General features: G+C 40.1%; 22 protein-coding genes. All 22 read left to right on the plus strand.

Annotated elements, in window-relative coordinates:
- Nucleotides 1-321 precede the first annotated feature (321 nt).
- Nucleotides 322-1,602 carry a VapE domain-containing protein gene (locus DWW23_RS24640; protein ID WP_233564450.1) on the plus strand — a complete coding sequence of 427 codons (1,281 nt, stop codon included), beginning with the start codon at nucleotides 322-324 and terminating at the stop codon, nucleotides 1,600-1,602.
- A gap of 560 nt (nucleotides 1,603-2,162) precedes the next feature.
- Nucleotides 2,163-5,651: a DUF6383 domain-containing protein gene (locus DWW23_RS24645; RefSeq protein WP_147382648.1), complete on the plus strand. Its 3,489-nt coding sequence runs from the start codon at nucleotides 2,163-2,165 to the stop codon at nucleotides 5,649-5,651.
- A 437-nt stretch (nucleotides 5,652-6,088) separates the two neighbouring features.
- Nucleotides 6,089-6,490 (plus strand): 30S ribosomal protein S12, encoded by a 402-nt coding sequence (rpsL, locus tag DWW23_RS24650; RefSeq protein ID WP_009859549.1) that lies wholly within the window; start codon nucleotides 6,089-6,091, stop codon nucleotides 6,488-6,490.
- Between the two features lie 153 nt (nucleotides 6,491-6,643).
- Entirely contained in the window at nucleotides 6,644-7,120 is a 477-nt protein-coding gene (gene rpsG / locus DWW23_RS24655) for a 30S ribosomal protein S7 (RefSeq protein ID WP_028730651.1), read from the plus strand.
- A 20-nt stretch (nucleotides 7,121-7,140) separates the two neighbouring features.
- Nucleotides 7,141-9,264: an elongation factor G gene (gene fusA, locus DWW23_RS24660; RefSeq protein ID WP_122357125.1), complete on the plus strand. Its 2,124-nt coding sequence runs from the start codon at nucleotides 7,141-7,143 to the stop codon at nucleotides 9,262-9,264.
- Between the two features lie 21 nt (nucleotides 9,265-9,285).
- Nucleotides 9,286-9,591 (plus strand): 30S ribosomal protein S10, encoded by a 306-nt coding sequence (gene rpsJ / locus DWW23_RS24665; RefSeq protein WP_005634728.1) that lies wholly within the window; start codon nucleotides 9,286-9,288, stop codon nucleotides 9,589-9,591.
- Nucleotides 9,592-9,612: 21 nt separating this feature from the next.
- The gene (gene rplC, locus DWW23_RS24670) at nucleotides 9,613-10,230 is read left to right on the plus strand and encodes a 50S ribosomal protein L3 (RefSeq protein WP_122357127.1); all 618 of its coding nucleotides are present in this window, start codon (nucleotides 9,613-9,615) and stop codon (nucleotides 10,228-10,230) included.
- Nucleotides 10,230-10,859, plus strand: a complete 630-nt coding sequence (rplD, locus tag DWW23_RS24675; RefSeq protein ID WP_122357129.1) for a 50S ribosomal protein L4 — start codon at nucleotides 10,230-10,232, stop codon at nucleotides 10,857-10,859. The genes rplC and rplD overlap by 1 nt, the downstream gene beginning before the upstream one ends.
- An 11-nt stretch (nucleotides 10,860-10,870) precedes the next feature.
- Nucleotides 10,871-11,164: a 50S ribosomal protein L23 gene (gene rplW, locus DWW23_RS24680; protein ID WP_122357131.1), complete on the plus strand. Its 294-nt coding sequence runs from the start codon at nucleotides 10,871-10,873 to the stop codon at nucleotides 11,162-11,164.
- Nucleotides 11,165-11,172: 8 nt separating this feature from the next.
- A complete protein-coding gene (gene rplB / locus DWW23_RS24685; RefSeq protein ID WP_122357133.1) occupies nucleotides 11,173-11,997 on the plus strand; it encodes a 50S ribosomal protein L2 in 825 nt (274 codons plus the stop codon).
- Nucleotides 11,998-12,017: 20 nt separating this feature from the next.
- Nucleotides 12,018-12,287, plus strand: a complete 270-nt coding sequence (rpsS, locus tag DWW23_RS24690) for a 30S ribosomal protein S19 (protein WP_122357134.1) — start codon at nucleotides 12,018-12,020, stop codon at nucleotides 12,285-12,287.
- A gap of 53 nt (nucleotides 12,288-12,340) precedes the next feature.
- The gene (gene rplV, locus DWW23_RS24695) at nucleotides 12,341-12,751 is read left to right on the plus strand and encodes a 50S ribosomal protein L22 (RefSeq protein ID WP_009859542.1); all 411 of its coding nucleotides are present in this window, start codon (nucleotides 12,341-12,343) and stop codon (nucleotides 12,749-12,751) included.
- Between the two features lie 6 nt (nucleotides 12,752-12,757).
- Nucleotides 12,758-13,495 (plus strand): 30S ribosomal protein S3, encoded by a 738-nt coding sequence (gene rpsC / locus DWW23_RS24700; RefSeq protein WP_122357135.1) that lies wholly within the window; start codon nucleotides 12,758-12,760, stop codon nucleotides 13,493-13,495.
- Nucleotides 13,496-13,514: 19 nt separating this feature from the next.
- Entirely contained in the window at nucleotides 13,515-13,949 is a 435-nt protein-coding gene (gene rplP, locus DWW23_RS24705) for a 50S ribosomal protein L16 (RefSeq protein ID WP_122357136.1), read from the plus strand.
- 5 nt (nucleotides 13,950-13,954) lie between these two features.
- Nucleotides 13,955-14,152, plus strand: coding sequence for a 50S ribosomal protein L29 (gene rpmC, locus DWW23_RS24710; RefSeq protein WP_122357137.1), 198 nt, complete (start codon nucleotides 13,955-13,957; stop codon nucleotides 14,150-14,152).
- Nucleotides 14,153-14,161: 9 nt separating this feature from the next.
- Nucleotides 14,162-14,419 (plus strand): 30S ribosomal protein S17, encoded by a 258-nt coding sequence (rpsQ, locus tag DWW23_RS24715; RefSeq protein WP_009859539.1) that lies wholly within the window; start codon nucleotides 14,162-14,164, stop codon nucleotides 14,417-14,419.
- Between the two features lies 1 nt (nucleotide 14,420).
- Nucleotides 14,421-14,786 carry a 50S ribosomal protein L14 gene (rplN, locus tag DWW23_RS24720; RefSeq protein WP_010800553.1) on the plus strand — a complete coding sequence of 122 codons (366 nt, stop codon included), beginning with the start codon at nucleotides 14,421-14,423 and terminating at the stop codon, nucleotides 14,784-14,786.
- A gap of 18 nt (nucleotides 14,787-14,804) precedes the next feature.
- Nucleotides 14,805-15,125, plus strand: coding sequence for a 50S ribosomal protein L24 (gene rplX, locus DWW23_RS24725; RefSeq protein WP_122357138.1), 321 nt, complete (start codon nucleotides 14,805-14,807; stop codon nucleotides 15,123-15,125).
- Nucleotides 15,125-15,682, plus strand: coding sequence for a 50S ribosomal protein L5 (gene rplE, locus DWW23_RS24730; RefSeq protein WP_010800552.1), 558 nt, complete (start codon nucleotides 15,125-15,127; stop codon nucleotides 15,680-15,682). The genes rplX and rplE overlap by 1 nt, the downstream gene beginning before the upstream one ends.
- A 3-nt stretch (nucleotides 15,683-15,685) precedes the next feature.
- Entirely contained in the window at nucleotides 15,686-15,955 is a 270-nt protein-coding gene (rpsN, locus tag DWW23_RS24735) for a 30S ribosomal protein S14 (protein ID WP_009859536.1), read from the plus strand.
- Nucleotides 15,956-16,009: 54 nt separating this feature from the next.
- A complete protein-coding gene (gene rpsH, locus DWW23_RS24740; protein ID WP_122357139.1) occupies nucleotides 16,010-16,405 on the plus strand; it encodes a 30S ribosomal protein S8 in 396 nt (131 codons plus the stop codon).
- A gap of 16 nt (nucleotides 16,406-16,421) precedes the next feature.
- The gene (gene rplF / locus DWW23_RS24745) at nucleotides 16,422-16,973 is read left to right on the plus strand and encodes a 50S ribosomal protein L6 (RefSeq protein ID WP_122357140.1); all 552 of its coding nucleotides are present in this window, start codon (nucleotides 16,422-16,424) and stop codon (nucleotides 16,971-16,973) included.
- Nucleotides 16,974-16,976 lie beyond the last annotated feature (3 nt).

Genomic DNA, 16,976 nt, shown 5'->3' on the forward strand with positions numbered 1-16,976 from the left:
ATTGTTTTTAGTAATAAATGTTTTATCTGTAAACTACTTTCAGTAAAGGTCAGAATGCTTACTTATTTATCGTTTGACAATTATAAAGCGATCTTTTCACAATTGTAGATCGATTATTCGACAACTGTAAACCTTTCGTTCCACAATTGTCGAACGCTTACTATCTCCTTACAAAAGTAACAGTTCTATATGACTTCTGCAATACTTGTTACCGACTTTTCCGGTAGATGAGATTGTAAGAAAATAGTTGCCTGTAAATTTGTAAAACCTTGATATACGGTAGTATATTCGTGAAAAACAACTTAATTAATCTATATGTATATGCTGAAAAAAATGATTGAAAAATGGTATCGTCTGTTCATTGGACGGATGCTTGCCGGGAAAAACGATGTGGAGGAAACTATGTCGGAGAAAATATCTTTAAAGCAGCTTACTACACCCCTTAAGAAAGACGGTTCTATGCAAAAAGGGACCGGCATGATGGTCTGTATGGAGCAGTTTTTGGAAGAACAGTATGATTTTCGTTTCAACATGCTGACAGAAGAGACGGAATACAGGAAGCGGAACGTTCCTTCGGTTGGTTTCCACCCTGTAGGACAGCGCGAATTAAACAGTTTCTGTATCGAAGCGCGAAAAAACGGAATCGATTGCTGGGACAGGGATGTGTCGCGCTATGTGTTATCGGATAGTATTTCTGAATATCATCCGTTCCGTTTGTTTATGGAAGAATTACCGGAATGGGACGGGACAGATCGGGTCATACCTTTGGCACGCCGGGTCTCATCGGACGGGTTGTGGGTGAGAGGGTTTCGCCGTTGGTTACTGGGGATGGCGGCACAATGGCTGGGAACAGACCGCTTGCATGCGAACAGCGTTTCGCCGGTGTTGGTCAGCCGCGTGCAAGGTCGGCAAAAGTCTACTTTTTGTAAATTATTATTGCCCGGTGAGTTGAAACGATATTATACGGATTGTTTCGATTTGACGGCTCAATCTGCAGCCGAACGCAAACTGACTGAGTTCGGTTTGATCAATATGGATGAGTTCGATAAATTCACTTCCCGTAAGATGGCTTTGTTGAAGAATCTGATGCAGGTGGTTGATCCGTGTATTCGTAAGGCACATCAGAAAAGTTACCGTTCCTTGCCTCGCGTCGCTTCTTTTATTGCTACATCCAACCAGAAAGAGCTACTGACCGACCCGACCGGTAGCCGGCGTTTCCTTTGTGTGGAGATAGAACATAAAATTGATTGTTCTGCCATTGATTATCGCCAGCTTTATGCACAACTGAAAGCAGAGTTGGCAGCAGGCGAACGCTATTGGTTCACTTCCGAAGAGGAAGCGGGGATCATGACGGCCAATGAGGCGTTTTATAAGCATCCGGTGGAAGAGGAGGTGTTCAAATCTTGTTTCCGTCCTGCCGGATATGGCGAGAAGGCGTTGATGTTATCTGCCGCGGAGATTTTCCTGCGATTGAAAAAGCACAATCCGGCAGCGATGCGTTCGGTATCGGCAGGTAATTTCGGAAAGCTTCTTTCTTCCCTGGGAATTGAACGGAAACATACTGAAAACGGTAATTTGTATCTGGTGGTAGCACAGGGGTAAAAGGCGTTTTTGGGGGTGAAAAAAGACAAATTAACATTTCTCCTCAAAAAGAGAGGAAATGCTCTTTGACGGAGAGTAAAACGGTATTAATCCATCTTTCAGTTTTATGAGCTGACAATCAGTGTGATAAGTTGGCTGAAACCTGAAAGGTGGATTGTGTTATTATATATGTACACGTACATTATTTATATCTATACTTCAATTTAACATTTGGGTGGATTTAGAAAAATGCGAAAGTAATAATCTGATATCCAGAGTATAAGTGCAGAAAAAATGATGAAAAGTGATGACTGAATTAAACGTCCCTTTTTTCTCGTCAACAAAAGTAATCATTCCTTTCAAATCTACAATCCTTTTTGAGTAAAAATTATCTTTCCTATATTCTTTCTTATCAGTTAGATAACAATCCTAGTACAAAAAAGCGTTTTTTTATTACGAAGTCAAAATGGACTCTAAAAAATGACGAGAAAAAAGGGACGTTTAATCTAGTCATTAACATTTGAACGTCCGACAGAATACAGAACATTACGAACATTAGTATTAATATTAAATTTAGAATTATGAACAAAAAGTTTTCTACGTTAGTAGTTGGCGCGATGTTGTGTTCAGCAGTTGGCGCTTCTGCTCAGATTCAAAATTCTGTTTCAGCCAATGTGCCGGACAATTTTGGTTATGAATGGAAGACCCTTTCACATTTTGTGATGGCAGATACTTTGCACAAAGCTCCAGCTTATCCTTTTGATGTTACCGAAATTAAAGATTATACGGCTGGTAACATTTTGTATCAATTATCAAATGCAGCAGGTGACAGCGTATTGGTACAGTTGCGTGATAAAGAAACAGGTGCTCTTTACCTGAAAATGGATTCTATCAGCAAAGCTCCTCTGAACTACTCATTGTGGAGAGTGAAAGTAGATGCTGCCGATGGTGTTAGCGGTGCTAAATTTACATTTACAAATGCTGAAACCGGTGTTGATTTGATTTTTGATGATCAGACAGATAACAGTAATGTATTAGCTTCTGCAACAGCTAATCTGAGTGTTGCAGATAAAGACTCTACAATTTTGAATGGTTGCCAGAACAAATGGCAGTGGTATAACAGTGCAACTAATAATGGTGCTGCTATTTCTACTCCGACAGCTGTGTTTGCTTATTTTGGTGCAAACAATGACCATGTTATGGTAATGCAGCTGAATGACAAAGGTCAGGTAGTAGCTGTTAAATATCCGAGAACAGTAGTTGGTGCAACAGGTGTAAGTGCTATTACTGATGCTTTGAAATTACGTCCGAGATTGGCTTCTCCGCTTGTATTGGATCCTTTGGCTTTAAACACTTTGGTTGATTTTAATGCCGATGGTACATTTAAATTGAAATCTTCTGCAAATCCTACAATTGCCTCTGAATTTATCAGTGGTGAATTTAAGGCTGTTTCAGCAGATGCCTTCTTGAAAGCTCCTGTGGCTTTTGCAACTGGCGTATCTGCTATTTCTGATCAGTTTGCTCAGGATACATTAGGTCTGAACAGTGCTGACAGCTTGAATCTGTATGTAGCACTTCAGAGTAAAACCGATGTAACTAAATATATGATGGTTGACTCTGTACCTGCGGCAGGATACAATGATTATGTACCTTTCAAGTTTAGTGCTTATGATAAAGCTACATCTTCTTTGAGCGATACAATTCTTGCTACACGTTTCTTGTATAAGTTTACTTATTATGCATCAACTGATAGCTTGGTTATCGAACCGTTGAATGCTCTGTCTATGGCTTCTGTAAGTGGTAATTATGAATGGAGAAACAAAGGCATTGCCTACAACTCTCATTATAATAACAGAAGAGCATTCTTGGCAGCAGATAATCAGCCTACTACGGCTTTACGTGATGCTGCTCAAGATAGTGTTGTTGTTACTTTAGTAGAGTTAGGTAATACGACAGCTTTAACAGCTTATAATAATGATGGTACTTCTGTTACAACTCCGAAATTTAACTTTGATGGCAGAGACTTATCAACAAAATGGTTACAGCGTGCAACTTTGACTAAAGGTTTGAACTATATCATGACTGGTGGCAAGTATGTTGTAGCTAATTTGGTTGGCTGGACTCAATATGATGTTCCTACTGAAGCTCAGAAGTTTGTTTATATGCCTGCCACAATGTGGGATGTTCAACAAATTGGTTGTGAAGCAGATGCTACTTCTCCTGTACAGATTGCAAACCGTGAATTTGCAAATGAAGTATTCAAAGGTCAGCTTTATAAAGATGCTACAGGTAAGGTCTTTATCATCGATAATAATTATAATACTGCTATTGATAATATATCAGTGAAATCGCTGTATAATAAAGATGGCTATGATATTACTACTGTTGTTGACAAAGATGGCGCTGCCGCTGCAGCAATTATTGCAAGTGATTATCATGGTTACAGACATTTGAGCAGTAATGAATTGGCCTATAATGAATTTAAGTTGAAATATAATGTTACAGACAATTTGACTGGCGGTAAAGATGCTTTGGTTGCTGTAGATAAAGATATGAATTTCGTTGCTACAACCGATGGTTCTTCTACTTATTTCCAGGTAGAACAGATTGAAGGTGCTCCGACGAATTTCGGTACTAATTATTCTACAACATCTCAGTTGAAAAAATATGCTTACAAATTGAAAGTCAGAGATGCTAATCTGATAGATAATGATAAGTGTTATGTATATCTGGCCGAAATTACACAGAGCGATGGTACTAAGAGATCTTATTATAAAGCTTATACACCGGAACAGGCTGCTGCTAATAATGCAACACTCGCTAAATTCTATTTGAAGAATGATCAGGTAGATACGGAACGTGAATATTATACATTGGTTGACACTGTAGGTAGTACTCTTTCTTCAGGTGTATTAGAAAATGCTCACCGTGTTGCATTGGGTGATGGTGTTCAGCACATGACTTCTGTCAACTTGAGAAACTATGTAACTGATGATATCGACGCTTTCGCATTAATTGATGCTTCTCGTAACTTGTATCAAAATGTTGATGATTTGAGCGGCAAAACAGTTAAGGTCTATCGTGAAAGACAAGGTAATTCAACTGAATGTTTGTATGAAAATTCAACGAGTGGTTTCAACTTCCTAGGAATAGGTACTGGAACAGACTTTAAACCGGGTGAAAATTACACAACAGCTCTGTATTTGCATGCAATAGGTGGTGAACATATGCCACAATATATGTTGGGTGTTGCTACAGGTACTGTTGAAGATGGAAAGTGGTGTGATAAACACGGATACAATCCTACTTGTTCAGGTGAACATTTTGAACCGGTTGATTATAAAGGATATTTATATGGACGTTTCTTGGTTAATCTGAATGATTCAACTGACAATGCTTACATGTGGAATGATGTATATACTCGTCTTGCCTTCATGGAAGGTGTTATCAAAGATGGTGTATTCTATCAGGTAAATGCCGGAAATGGTTATACTTTAGCTTCTTTAAGTGAAAAGTATGGTGTAATAGCTCCTGCAGACTTCAATGATAATACAAAACTTGTTCCGACAACTCTGACAAAAGATGTTCATGCTAACTGCTTGTTCTCTTTACGTAAGATTACAGATGATGGTGAGGATTTCTTACTGGAAACTAATCTGGATGGTGTATCTGGTATCGGTTCATTCAAGGGTGCTTGGGTGAAGATTGAAAATGGTGTTCCTGTATTGGCTAAATCTAAAGAAGAAGTTGGCGGTAGCCATGACGGTGATGAGGCTAAGGTAGACGAACTTGTTAAGCAGGCTCAGGTATTTAGCTTGAAGGATGCTGAAGGTGAAATTGCAACAGATAACGAATCAATTTCTTCAACATCTGAAGTTAGTGTAATTGCTGCAAAAGGTTCTGTTAGAGTATTGAACGCAACAGGTAAATCTGTTAAAATTACAAACTTGTTGGGTCAAACAGTCGCTGAAACAATCGCTACATCAAATGATGTTGAGGTAAATGCTCCTACTGGTATCGTTGTAGTAGCTGTCGAAGGCGAAACTGCTGTAAAAGCAATCGTGAAATAAGAATTAGAGAAGGAGCTTTCCTTCTTTAAATAATCAAATAATTAGAACTACGTAGTTTGGTTGTATGCATATTTATGCATTGCTGGATTAAGTAGCCTGTGAGAGGTGAACAAGTAGTTTTTAATACTAAAGTAAAAAATAAAGTTCTTCTGTTAGTATCCCTGTGAAGAGAGAAGGCAGACACAAGACAAACCCCGTTGGTTTTAAGCCAGCGGGGCTTTGTTGTTAAATAATAATAAATAGTTTGAATTCACCTGTTCTATAACAGAAACAAACGGGAACTATTATGTAACTTTGCACCGTTTTTAGCGCAAGTTATGTAGAAAAACACCCGTAACTCGTTGGTTATACGGAAATAATGCGTATCTTTGCAGCCTGAAATAGAAAAAAGAGATAAATATAATTATAACACATTCAAAGTTTAAAAAGAAAAAGAAATGCCTACAATTCAGCAATTAGTTAGAAAAGGAAGGGAAACTTTGGTGGTAAAAGGTAAATCACCTGCATTGGATGCTTGTCCTCAGAGACGTGGCGTTTGTGTACGTGTTTACACTACAACACCGAAAAAGCCTAACTCTGCAATGCGTAAAGTAGCGAGAGTTCGTTTGACAAATGGTAAAGAAGTAAACTCTTACATTCCGGGAGAAGGACACAACCTGCAGGAACACTCAATCGTATTAGTACGTGGTGGTCGTGTAAAGGACCTTCCTGGTGTACGTTATCACATTGTACGTGGTACCTTGGATACAGCTGGCGTTAACGGTCGTACTCAGCGTCGTTCTAAATACGGTGCAAAACGTCCTAAAGCAGGTGCTGCTCCAGCAAAAGGAAAGAAGTAAAAATCACCCTTTCAAACTGAGAATTTAAATTAAGTATTAAAGCTGGTTTGAGTTATTTGGATAGGCTATAAGGTTGAGTAAATGGTTCAGCGGAACCGTTGAAGACAAAATTAAAAAGGCAACCAAAGACAAAAACGAAATTTTTGAAACAAAATGAGAAAAGCAAAACCAAAGAAAAGACAGATCCTCCCGGATCCTGTTTTCGGTGATGTAAAGGTTACGAGATTCGTTAACCATTTAATGTATGATGGCAAGAAAAATACTGCCTTCGAAATTTTCTATTCCGCTCTGGAAAACGTTAAGGCTAAATTGCCTAACGAAGAAAAGTCTGCTCTCGAAATTTGGAAAGCTGCACTCGACAATATTACTCCTCAAGTCGAAGTGAAGTCACGCCGTGTAGGTGGTGCTACTTTCCAGGTACCTACTGAAATTCGCCCCGATCGTAAAGAATCAATTTCTATGAAGAACCTTATTATCTTCTCACGTAAGAGAGGTGGTAAGACGATGTCTGACAAGCTGTCTGCAGAGATTGTAGATGCTTTCAACAACCAGGGTGGCGCATTCAAAAGAAAAGAAGATATGCATCGTATGGCTGAAGCTAACCGTGCATTCGCTCACTTCAGATTTTAATTTAGCATAAAGGATATACAATGGCAAACGATAAACAATTAACGTTTACAAGAAACATCGGTATCATGGCGCACATCGATGCAGGTAAGACTACGACTTCAGAGCGTATTCTTTTCTACACTGGTTTGACGCATAAGATCGGTGAAACACATGATGGTACTGCTACCATGGACTGGATGGCTCAGGAGCAGGAACGTGGTATTACAATTACTTCCGCTGCTACAACTACATTCTGGAACTACTTGGGTAACAAGTATAAGATCAATCTGATCGACACTCCGGGACACGTTGACTTTACAGTAGAGGTTGAACGTTCTCTTCGTGTACTGGACGGTGCTGTTGCTACTTTTTGTGCAGTGGGTGGTGTTGAACCCCAGTCTGAAACCGTATGGCGTCAGGCTGATAAATATAATGTACCTCGTATCGGTTACGTGAACAAAATGGACCGTTCAGGTGCGAACTACTACGAAGTGATCCGTCAGATGAAGGATGTACTGGGCGCTCGTCCATGTCCTATCCAGATTCCTATCGGTGCTGAAGAAGTTTTCAAAGGTGTAGTAGATTTGGTCAAAATGAAAGCTATTTTCTGGCATGACGAATCAATGGGTGCTGAATATAGCGTAGAAGAAATCCCTGCTGATCTGCAAGCTGAAGCTGAAGAATGGCGCGATAAGATGTTGGAAGCTCTGGCAGAATGCGATGATGCTTTGATGGAAAAATATTTTGATGATCCTTCTACTATTACTGAAGAAGAAATCAATGTAGCGATCCGCAAAGGAACATTGGCTATGCAGATCAATCCGATGACTTGTGGTTCTTCTTTCAAGAATAAGGGTGTTCAGACTCTGTTGGATGCAGTTTGTGCATATCTGCCGTCTCCGGAAGATACTCCTGCTATCGAAGGTACAGATCCTGACGATCCTGAAAAAGTGATTATCCGCAAGCCGTTGTTCGAAGAACCGATGACTGCTTTGGCATTTAAGATCGCAACAGACCCGTATGTAGGTCGTCTGTGCTTCTTCCGTGTATATGCAGGTGCTATCAATGCCGGTTCTTATGTATTGAATACCCGCTCTGGTAAAAAAGAACGTATCTCTCGTTTGTTCCAGATGCACTCAAACAAACAGAACCCGATGGAAATGATCGGTTGTGGTGATATTGGTGCAGGTGTTGGTTTCAAAGATATTCGTACAGGTGATACGCTGTGTGACGAAAATCATCCGATCACACTGGAATCTATGGACTTCCCGGATCCGGTTATCGGTATCGCTGTAGAGCCTAAGACTCAGAAAGACATGGATAAACTGGGTATGGGATTGGCTAAATTGGCTGAAGAAGACCCAACATTCCGTGTACAGACTAACGAAGATACAGGTCAGACTGTTATTAGCGGTATGGGTGAGCTTCACCTGGATATTATCGTTGACCGTCTGCGTCGCGAATTTAAGGTTGAATGTAATCAGGGTAAACCTCAGGTTACTTACAAAGAAGCTATCACTAAATCTGTTGAACTTCGTGAAGTTTATAAGAAACAGTCTGGTGGTCGTGGTAAATTTGCTGATATCATCGTTCGCGTTGAGCCGGCTGACGAAAGCTTCGAAGGAACTCTGCAGTTCGTTGACGAAGTAAAAGGTGGTAACATTCCTAAGGAATTTATCCCGTCAGTACAGAAAGGTTTCGAAAAAGCCATGAAGAACGGTATCCTTGCCGGTTATCCGTTGGATAAACTGAAAGTGACTTTGATTGATGGTTCATTCCACCCGGTTGACTCTGACCAGTTGTCTTTCGAGATCGCAGGTATCCAGGCTTTCAAGAGCGCTTCTGAAAAAGCAGGTCCTGCTTTGATGGAACCGATCATGCAGATGGAAGTTGTTACTCCGGAAGAAAGTATGGGTGATGTTATCGGTGACTTGAACAAACGTCGCGGCCAGGTAGAAGGTATGGAAACAAGCCGTACCGGTGCACGTGTTGTGAAAGCTAAAGTACCTCTGGCTGAAACATTCGGTTATGTAACAGCTCTTCGTACTATCACTTCAGGTCGTGCAACATCTTCAATGCAGTTCTCTCACTATGCTCAGGTATCTTCTTCTATTGCTAAGCAGGTACTGACAGAAGTACAGGGTCGTGCTGATTTGATCAAATAATTTAGAAACATATATAACAATATGAGCCAAAAGATCAGAATTAAATTAAAGTCTTACGATTATTCTTTGGTAGACAAGTCTGCCGAGAAGATCGTGAAGACGGTAAAGGCTACAGGTGCTGTTGTTAGCGGACCGATTCCCCTGCCTACACACAAACGTATCTTTACTGTGAACCGCTCTACTTTCGTTAATAAGAAATCTCGTGAGCAGTTCGAACTATCATCTTATAAAAGATTGATAGATATCTATAGCTCAACTGCAAAAACAGTTGACGCATTGATGAAGCTGGAATTACCCAGCGGTGTTGAAGTAGAAATTAAAGTGTGAGTTATTTAAAAATTAAGTGAAATGCCAGGATTATTAGGAAAAAAAATCGGAATGACATCCGTTTTCAGTGCCGAGGGAAAGAATCTTCCATGCACTGTTATCGAAGTGGGTCCTTGTGTTGTTACACAGATCAAGACTTTGGAGAAAGATGGCTATGAAGCTGTACAGTTGGGTTTCGAAGAGAAAAAAGAGAAACACACAACACAGCCGGAAATGGGTCACTTCAAAAAAGCCGGTGTAACTCCCAAGAGATACTTGGCCGAGTTCAAGAATTTTGAAACTGCATACAATCTGGGTGACGTGATCACTGTGGATTATCTGGAAAATGCAGGTTTCGTTGATGTAGTAGGTACATCAAAAGGTAAAGGTTTCCAGGGTGTAGTAAAACGTCATGGTTTCGGTGGTGTAGGTCAGACTACTCACGGTCAGCATAATCGTTTGCGTGCTCCCGGTGGTATTGGTGCTTGTTCTTACCCTGCAAAGGTATTCAAGGGCATGCGTATGGCCGGACAGATGGGTAATGAACGTGTAACAGTTCAGAACCTGGAAGTGATCAAGGTAATGCCGGAACACAATCTTTTATTGGTTAAAGGATCTGTTCCAGGAGCAAAAGGTTCAATCGTATTAATTGAAAAGTAATGGAACTGAGCGTATTTAATATTAAAGGTGAAGATACCGGAAGAAAGGTAACTTTGAACGATGCTATCTTCGGCATTGAACCCAATGATCATGCCATTTACCTGGATGTAAAACAGTATTTGGCTAACCAGCGTCAGGGTACTCACAAATCGAAAGAAAGAAGTGAGATCTCTGGTAGTACACGCAAACTGATCCGTCAAAAAGGTGGTGGTGGAGCCCGTCGTGGTGATATCAACTCTCCTGTATTGGTTGGTGGTGCTCGCGTTTTCGGTCCGAAACCGAGAGATTATGAGTTCAAATTGAACAAGAAGGTAAAGGGTCTGGCTCGTAAGTCTGCTTTGGCTTATAAAGCTAAAAATAATGCAATTGTAGTTATTGAGGATTTCGCTCTGGAAGCTCCGAAAACTAAAGAATTTGTAACAATTGCTAAAAACCTGAAAGTGGCTGATAAAAAGTTACTTATGGTTTTACCGGAGAAAAATAATTTTGTATATTTGTCGGCTCGTAATTTAGAAAAGACAAGTGTTATAACAGCCTCTGAATTAAACACATACAAAGTGCTTGATGCAGCTAATTTGGTTTTGACTGAAAGCTCTGTTGCTGTTATAGAAAAACTTTTTAATGCATAAGGAGTAAAGAAATGGGAATTATCATTAAACCTATAGTAACAGAGAAGCAAACAGCGATTACAGAAAAAATGGCTAATCGCTATGGTTTTCGTGTTTCTCCTGATGCCAACAAGTTGGAGATCAAAAAAGCTGTACAGGATATGTATAATGTAACCGTAGTTGATGTTAACACCATCAACTACTCTGGCAAGCAGAAAAGCCGTTATACAAAATCAGGTATTATCAATGGTAAACAGTCAGCTTTTAAGAAGGCAATCGTAACGTTGAAAGAAGGAGAAACAATTGATTTCTTTAGTAATATCTAAAAAAAGAAATGGGAATACGTAAATTAAAGCCCACAACACCGGGGCAGAGACACAAAGTTATTGGTGCATTTGATAAAATCACTGCAAGTACACCAGAGAAGTCTCTTGTGGTAGGTAAGAACAATACTGGCGGTCGTAACAACACAGGTAAGATGACAATGCGTTATCTTGGTGGCGGTCACAAACAAAAGTATAGAATTATCGACTTCAAGAGAAATAAAGATGGCATTCCTGCAACAGTAAAGTCTATCGAGTACGATCCAAACCGTACTTCTCGTATCGCTTTATTGTATTATGCTGACGGAGCAAAGAGCTATATCATCGCTCCGAACGGATTGGAAGTTGGCCAGACAGTGGTTTCAGGTAGCGATGCTGCTCCTGAGATAGGTAATACTTTGCCTATGGCAAATATTCCCGTTGGTACTATTATTCACAATATTGAGCTTCGTCCTGGTCAGGGTGCCAAAATGGTACGTTCTGCAGGTGCATTTGCTCAGTTGACTTCTAAAGAAGGTACTTATGCGATTATTAAGATGCCTTCTGGCGAAACCAGAAAGATTCTTGCTGCATGTAAGGCTACAATTGGTAGTGTAGGTAACTCAGACCATGGTCTTGAAAAATCAGGTAAAGCCGGTCGTTCTAGATGGTTAGGTCGTCGTCCTCGTAACCGTGGTGTTGTAATGAACCCGGTTGATCACCCAATGGGTGGTGGTGAAGGTCGTGCTTCCGGAGGTCATCCAAGATCTCGTACAGGCTTGTATGCTAAGGGCTTGAAGACAAGAGCTCCGAAGAAGCATTCTTCAAAGTATATTATTGAAAGAAGAAAGAAATAATCTGATTAATTAAGTAAACTATGAGTCGTTCACTAAAAAAAGGCCCGTATATTAACGTAAAGCTGGAAAAGAAAGTCTTGACTATGAATGAGTCAGGAAAGAAAGCTGTAGTTAAGACATGGGCAAGAGCTTCAATGATCTCGCCTGATTTCGTAGGCCATACTATTGCAGTTCACAATGGAAATAAATTTATTCCTGTTTTTGTAACCGAGAATATGGTAGGTCACAAGCTGGGAGAGTTTTCTCCTACTCGTACGTTCCGTGGACACGCCGGTAACAAGAAAAAATAATTATCGGTAGTAACAGGAATTCAGGAATCTGAAAATAAAAAGAATCAATAAAAATGGGTGCTAGAAAAAGAATATCAGCTGAAGCAAGAAAAGAAGCCCAAAAGACCATGTACTTCGCAAAGTTGCGTAACGTACCTACTTCTCCGCGTAAGATGCGTCTCGTTGTAGACATGATCCGCGGTATGGAAGTATTCCGTGCGCTTGGTGTTTTGAAGTTTTCTAACAAGGAAGCTGCAGCAAGAGTAGAAAAATTGCTTCGTTCAGCAATTGCCAATTGGGAGCAGAAAAATGAACGTAAAGCAGAAACTGGTGAGTTGTTTGTTTCTTCAATCAGCGTAGATTGCGCTACTACATTGAAGAGAATGCGTCCGGCTCCCCAGGGTAGAGGATACAGAATTCGTAAACGTTCGAACCATGTAACCTTGTTTGTTGATACACTTAGTAAAAACGATAGTCAAAATTAATTGTAGATGGGACAAAAAGTTAATCCGGTTAGTAATCGTTTAGGAATCATCCGTGGTTGGGATTCCAATTGGTATGGCGGCAAAAATTACGGAGATACTTTGCTGGAAGATAGCAAGATCCGTAAATACTTGAATGCTCGTCTTGCTAAAGCTAGTGTATCTCGTATCGTTATTGAACGTACGCTTAAGTTGATCACAATAACAGTTTGCACATCACGTCCGGGCATTATCATCGGTAAAGGTGGTCAGGAAGTTGATAAATTGAAAGAAGAGTTGAAAAAGATTACCGACAAAGAAGTTCAGATCAACATCTTTGAGGTAAAAAGACCCGAATTAGACGCAGTTATTGTAGCAAACAATATTGCACGTCAGCTTGAAGGAAAAATTGCTTACCGTCGCGCTATCAAGATGGCTATCGCCTCTACCATGAGAATGGGTGCCGAAGGTATTAAAGTGCAAGTATCTGGTCGTTTGAATGGCGCTGAAATGGCCCGTTCTGAAATGTACAAAGAAGGAAGAACTCCGTTACACACTCTGAGAGCAGATATCGATTACGCTTTGGCTGAAGCGTTGACGAAAGTTGGCTTGCTGGGTATCAAGGTATGGATCTGTCGTGGTGAAATTTATGGTAAGAGAGATCTTGCTCCTTCATTCACTGCTTCTAAAGATTCAGGCCGCAGAAATGAGAATGCCGGTGGCAACAGAGGAGATAAGAACTTCAAGAGAAAAAAAGCTAATCGTTAAACGTTAGAATTAAGAAGAGATGTTACAACCAAAGAAAACCAAGTTCAGAAGACAGCAGAAAGGCCGCATGAAGGGTGAAGCTCAACGTGGCAACCAGCTGGCATTCGGTTCGTTTGGTATAAAAGCGTTAGAGAATAAATGGATTACCGGTCGCCAGATTGAAGCTGCCCGTATCGCGGTAACTCGTTATATGCAACGTCAAGGTCAGGTTTGGGTTCGGATTTTCCCGGATAAACCTATTACAAAGAAACCGGCCGAAGTACGTATGGGTAAAGGTAAAGGTAACCCGGAAGGATTTGTTGCGCCTGTTACTCCAGGTCGTCTTATTTTCGAAATCGAAGGTGTTCCCTTTGATGTTGCAAAAGAAGCATTGCGCTTAGCGGCTCAGAAGCTTCCTGTAACAACGAAATTTGTTGTGAGACGTGATTATGACATGCTAAATCAAAATGTGTAATTGTTATGAAGATTGCAGAAATTAGAGAATTAAGCACAAAAGAATTGCTTGAAAGAGTAGATGCTGAGGTTGCTGCCTACGATCAGAAGGTTATTAACCACACTATCTCTCCGACAGACAACCCTGCACTGATTAAACAACAACGCAGGATGATTGCGCGCATGAAAACAGAATTGCGCCAGAGAGAACTTAACAACAAATAATTGAGCCTGATGGAAACTAGAAATTTAAGAAAAGAAAGAACGGGCGTGGTTACTAGCAACAAGATGGATAAAAGCATCACTGTTGCTATTAAATGGAAGGAAAAACACCCCATTTATGGTAAGTTCGTTAACAAAACGAAGAAATATCATGCTCACGACGAAAAGAACGAGTGCAATATCGGTGATACCGTAAAAATTATGGAAACTCGTCCTTTGAGCAAAACAAAGAGATGGAGACTTGTTCAAATAATCGAAAGAGCTAAGTAACATGATACAACAAGAATCTAGACTAGTAGTAGCAGATAACAGTGGCGCAAAAGAATGTTTGTGTATACGTGTATTAGGCGGTACAAGAAAACGTTACGCTTCTGTTGGGGATGTAATTGTAGTTGCAATTAAGAGTGTAATCCCATCAAGTGATGTGAAGAAGGGTGCTGTTTCTAAGGCTATCATTGTTCGCACTAAAAAAGAAATCCGTCGCCCGGATGGTTCATACATCCGTTTCGATGATAACGCTTGCGTATTGTTGAATGCCGGTGGTGATATTCGTGGAAGCCGTATCTTTGGTCCGGTTGCCAGAGAACTTCGTGCAACAAATATGAAAATTGTTTCACTTGCACCTGAAGTACTTTAATTCGTAAAATTTAAGGTAATGAGTAAATTACATATCAAAAAAGGCGATATAGTTTTTGTTAATACCGGCGAAGACAAAGGTAAAACAGGTCGTGTTTTACAGGTACTCGTAGACGAGAACCGTGCTATTGTTGAAGGTGTTAACATGGTATCAAAGCATACTAAGCCTAATGCAAAGAATCCGCAAGGAGGAATTGAAAAGAAAGAAGCTCCTATTCATCTTTCAAACCTGAACGTGGTTGACCCGAAAACTGGAAAACCGACACGTATCGGACGTAAAGAAAATGCTGAAGGTGCTTTAGTTCGTTATTCTAAAAAATCAGGGGAGGAAATTAAGTAATGAGCAATACTGCCAGTCTTAAAAAAGAATATCAGGACAGAATTGTTCCTGCTTTGACGAAAGAGTTCGGATATAAGTCGGTAATGCAGGTTCCCGTACTGAAAAAGATTGTTATCAATCAGGGATTAGGTATGGCTGCTGCTGATAAGAAGATCATCGATATCGCAATCAGCGAATTGTCTACAATTACAGGTCAGAAAGCTGTTGCAACAGTTTCTAAAAAGGATATCTCAAACTTTAAGTTGCGTAAAAAAATGCCGATTGGTGTGATGGTAACATTGCGTCGTGAGCAGATGTACGAATTTTTGGAAAGATTAGTTCGTATCGCTCTTCCGCGTATTCGTGACTTCAAAGGTATTGAAAGTAAGTTAGATGGTAGAGGTAATTATACCATGGGTATTCAGGAACAAATCATTTTTCCTGAAATAAATATCGATAATATTACTAAAATATTAGGAATGAATATTACCTTTGTGACCTCTGCGAAAACAGATGAAGAAGGGTATGCTCTGTTGAGAGAATTTGGGTTGCCTTTTAAAAATGCAAAAAAAGACTAAGTTATGGCTAAGGAATCAATGAAAGCCCGCGAGGTTAAAAGAGCAAAGCTTGTGGCTAAATATGCAGCTAAAAGAGCTGAACTGAAGGCTGCCGGCGACTATGAAGCTCTGCAGGCTTTACCTAAAAATGCTTCTCCTGTACGTTTGCACAATCGTTGCAAGATCACAGGACGTCCAAAAGGGTATGTACGCCAGTTCGGCATTTCACGTATTCAATTCCGTGAAATGGCATCCAATGGTTTAATCCCGGGTGTAAAGAAAGCAAGTTGGTAAGTTTTTTTATTTAAATATTGTCCGGGTGGCCGGATCAATTTAATTCATTTATATATGACAGATCCTATTGCAGATTATTTGACAAGATTGCGTAACGCAATCAAAGCGAAGCACAGAGTTGTTGAAGTGCCGGCGTCAAATTTAAAGAAAGAGATCACTAAGATCCTCTTCGAAAAGGGTTACATTCTTAATTTTAAGTTTGTAGAAGATGGTCCTCAGGGTACAATTAAGATTGCCCTGAAGTATGACCTGGTAAACAAAGTGAATGCAATCAAGAAGCTTCAGAGAGTTTCTACTCCAGGTTTGCGTAAGTACACTGGTTACAAAGAAATGCCGAGAGTATTGAATGGTTTAGGTATTGCCGTTCTTTCTACTTCTAAGGGTGTGATGACTGACAAAGAAGCCCGCGATCTTAAAATCGGTGGTGAAGTATTATGTTATGTTTATTAATTAGGAGGAAAGAAGAATGTCAAGAATAGGAAAATTACCAATTCATGTGCCAGCCGGTGTAACGGTTACGATTAAGGATAGCGTAGTGACTGTAAAAGGTCCTAAGGGCGAAATGACTCAGGCTGTTAATCCTGATATTAATGTAACTCTGGAAGATGGAGTTATTCATTTAACAAGACCGACAGACGACAAGAACCATCGCGCATTACATGGTTTATATCGTTCTTTGATCAACAATATGGTGATCGGTGTATCTGAAGGATACAAAAAAGAACTGGAACTGGTGGGTGTTGGTTATCGTGTGTCTAACACAGGACAGTTACTGGATCTTTCTTTAGGTTATACTCACAATATTTATTTGCAGTTACCGAAAGAAGTGAAAGTTGAAACGAAGACTGAGAGAAATAAGAATCCTCTTATTATCCTTGAATCAGCTGATAAACAATTAATAGGTCAGATTTGTGCAAAGATTCGTTCATTCAGAATGCCGGAACCGTATAAAGGTAAGGGTATTAAGTTCGTGGGTGAAGAAATTCGCAGAAAGTCTGGTAAATCAGCAGGTAAGTAATCT

The organism is Parabacteroides sp. AF14-59, from assembly GCF_003479515.1.
Classification (GTDB): Bacteria; Bacteroidota; Bacteroidia; order Bacteroidales; family Tannerellaceae; genus Parabacteroides; species Parabacteroides faecis.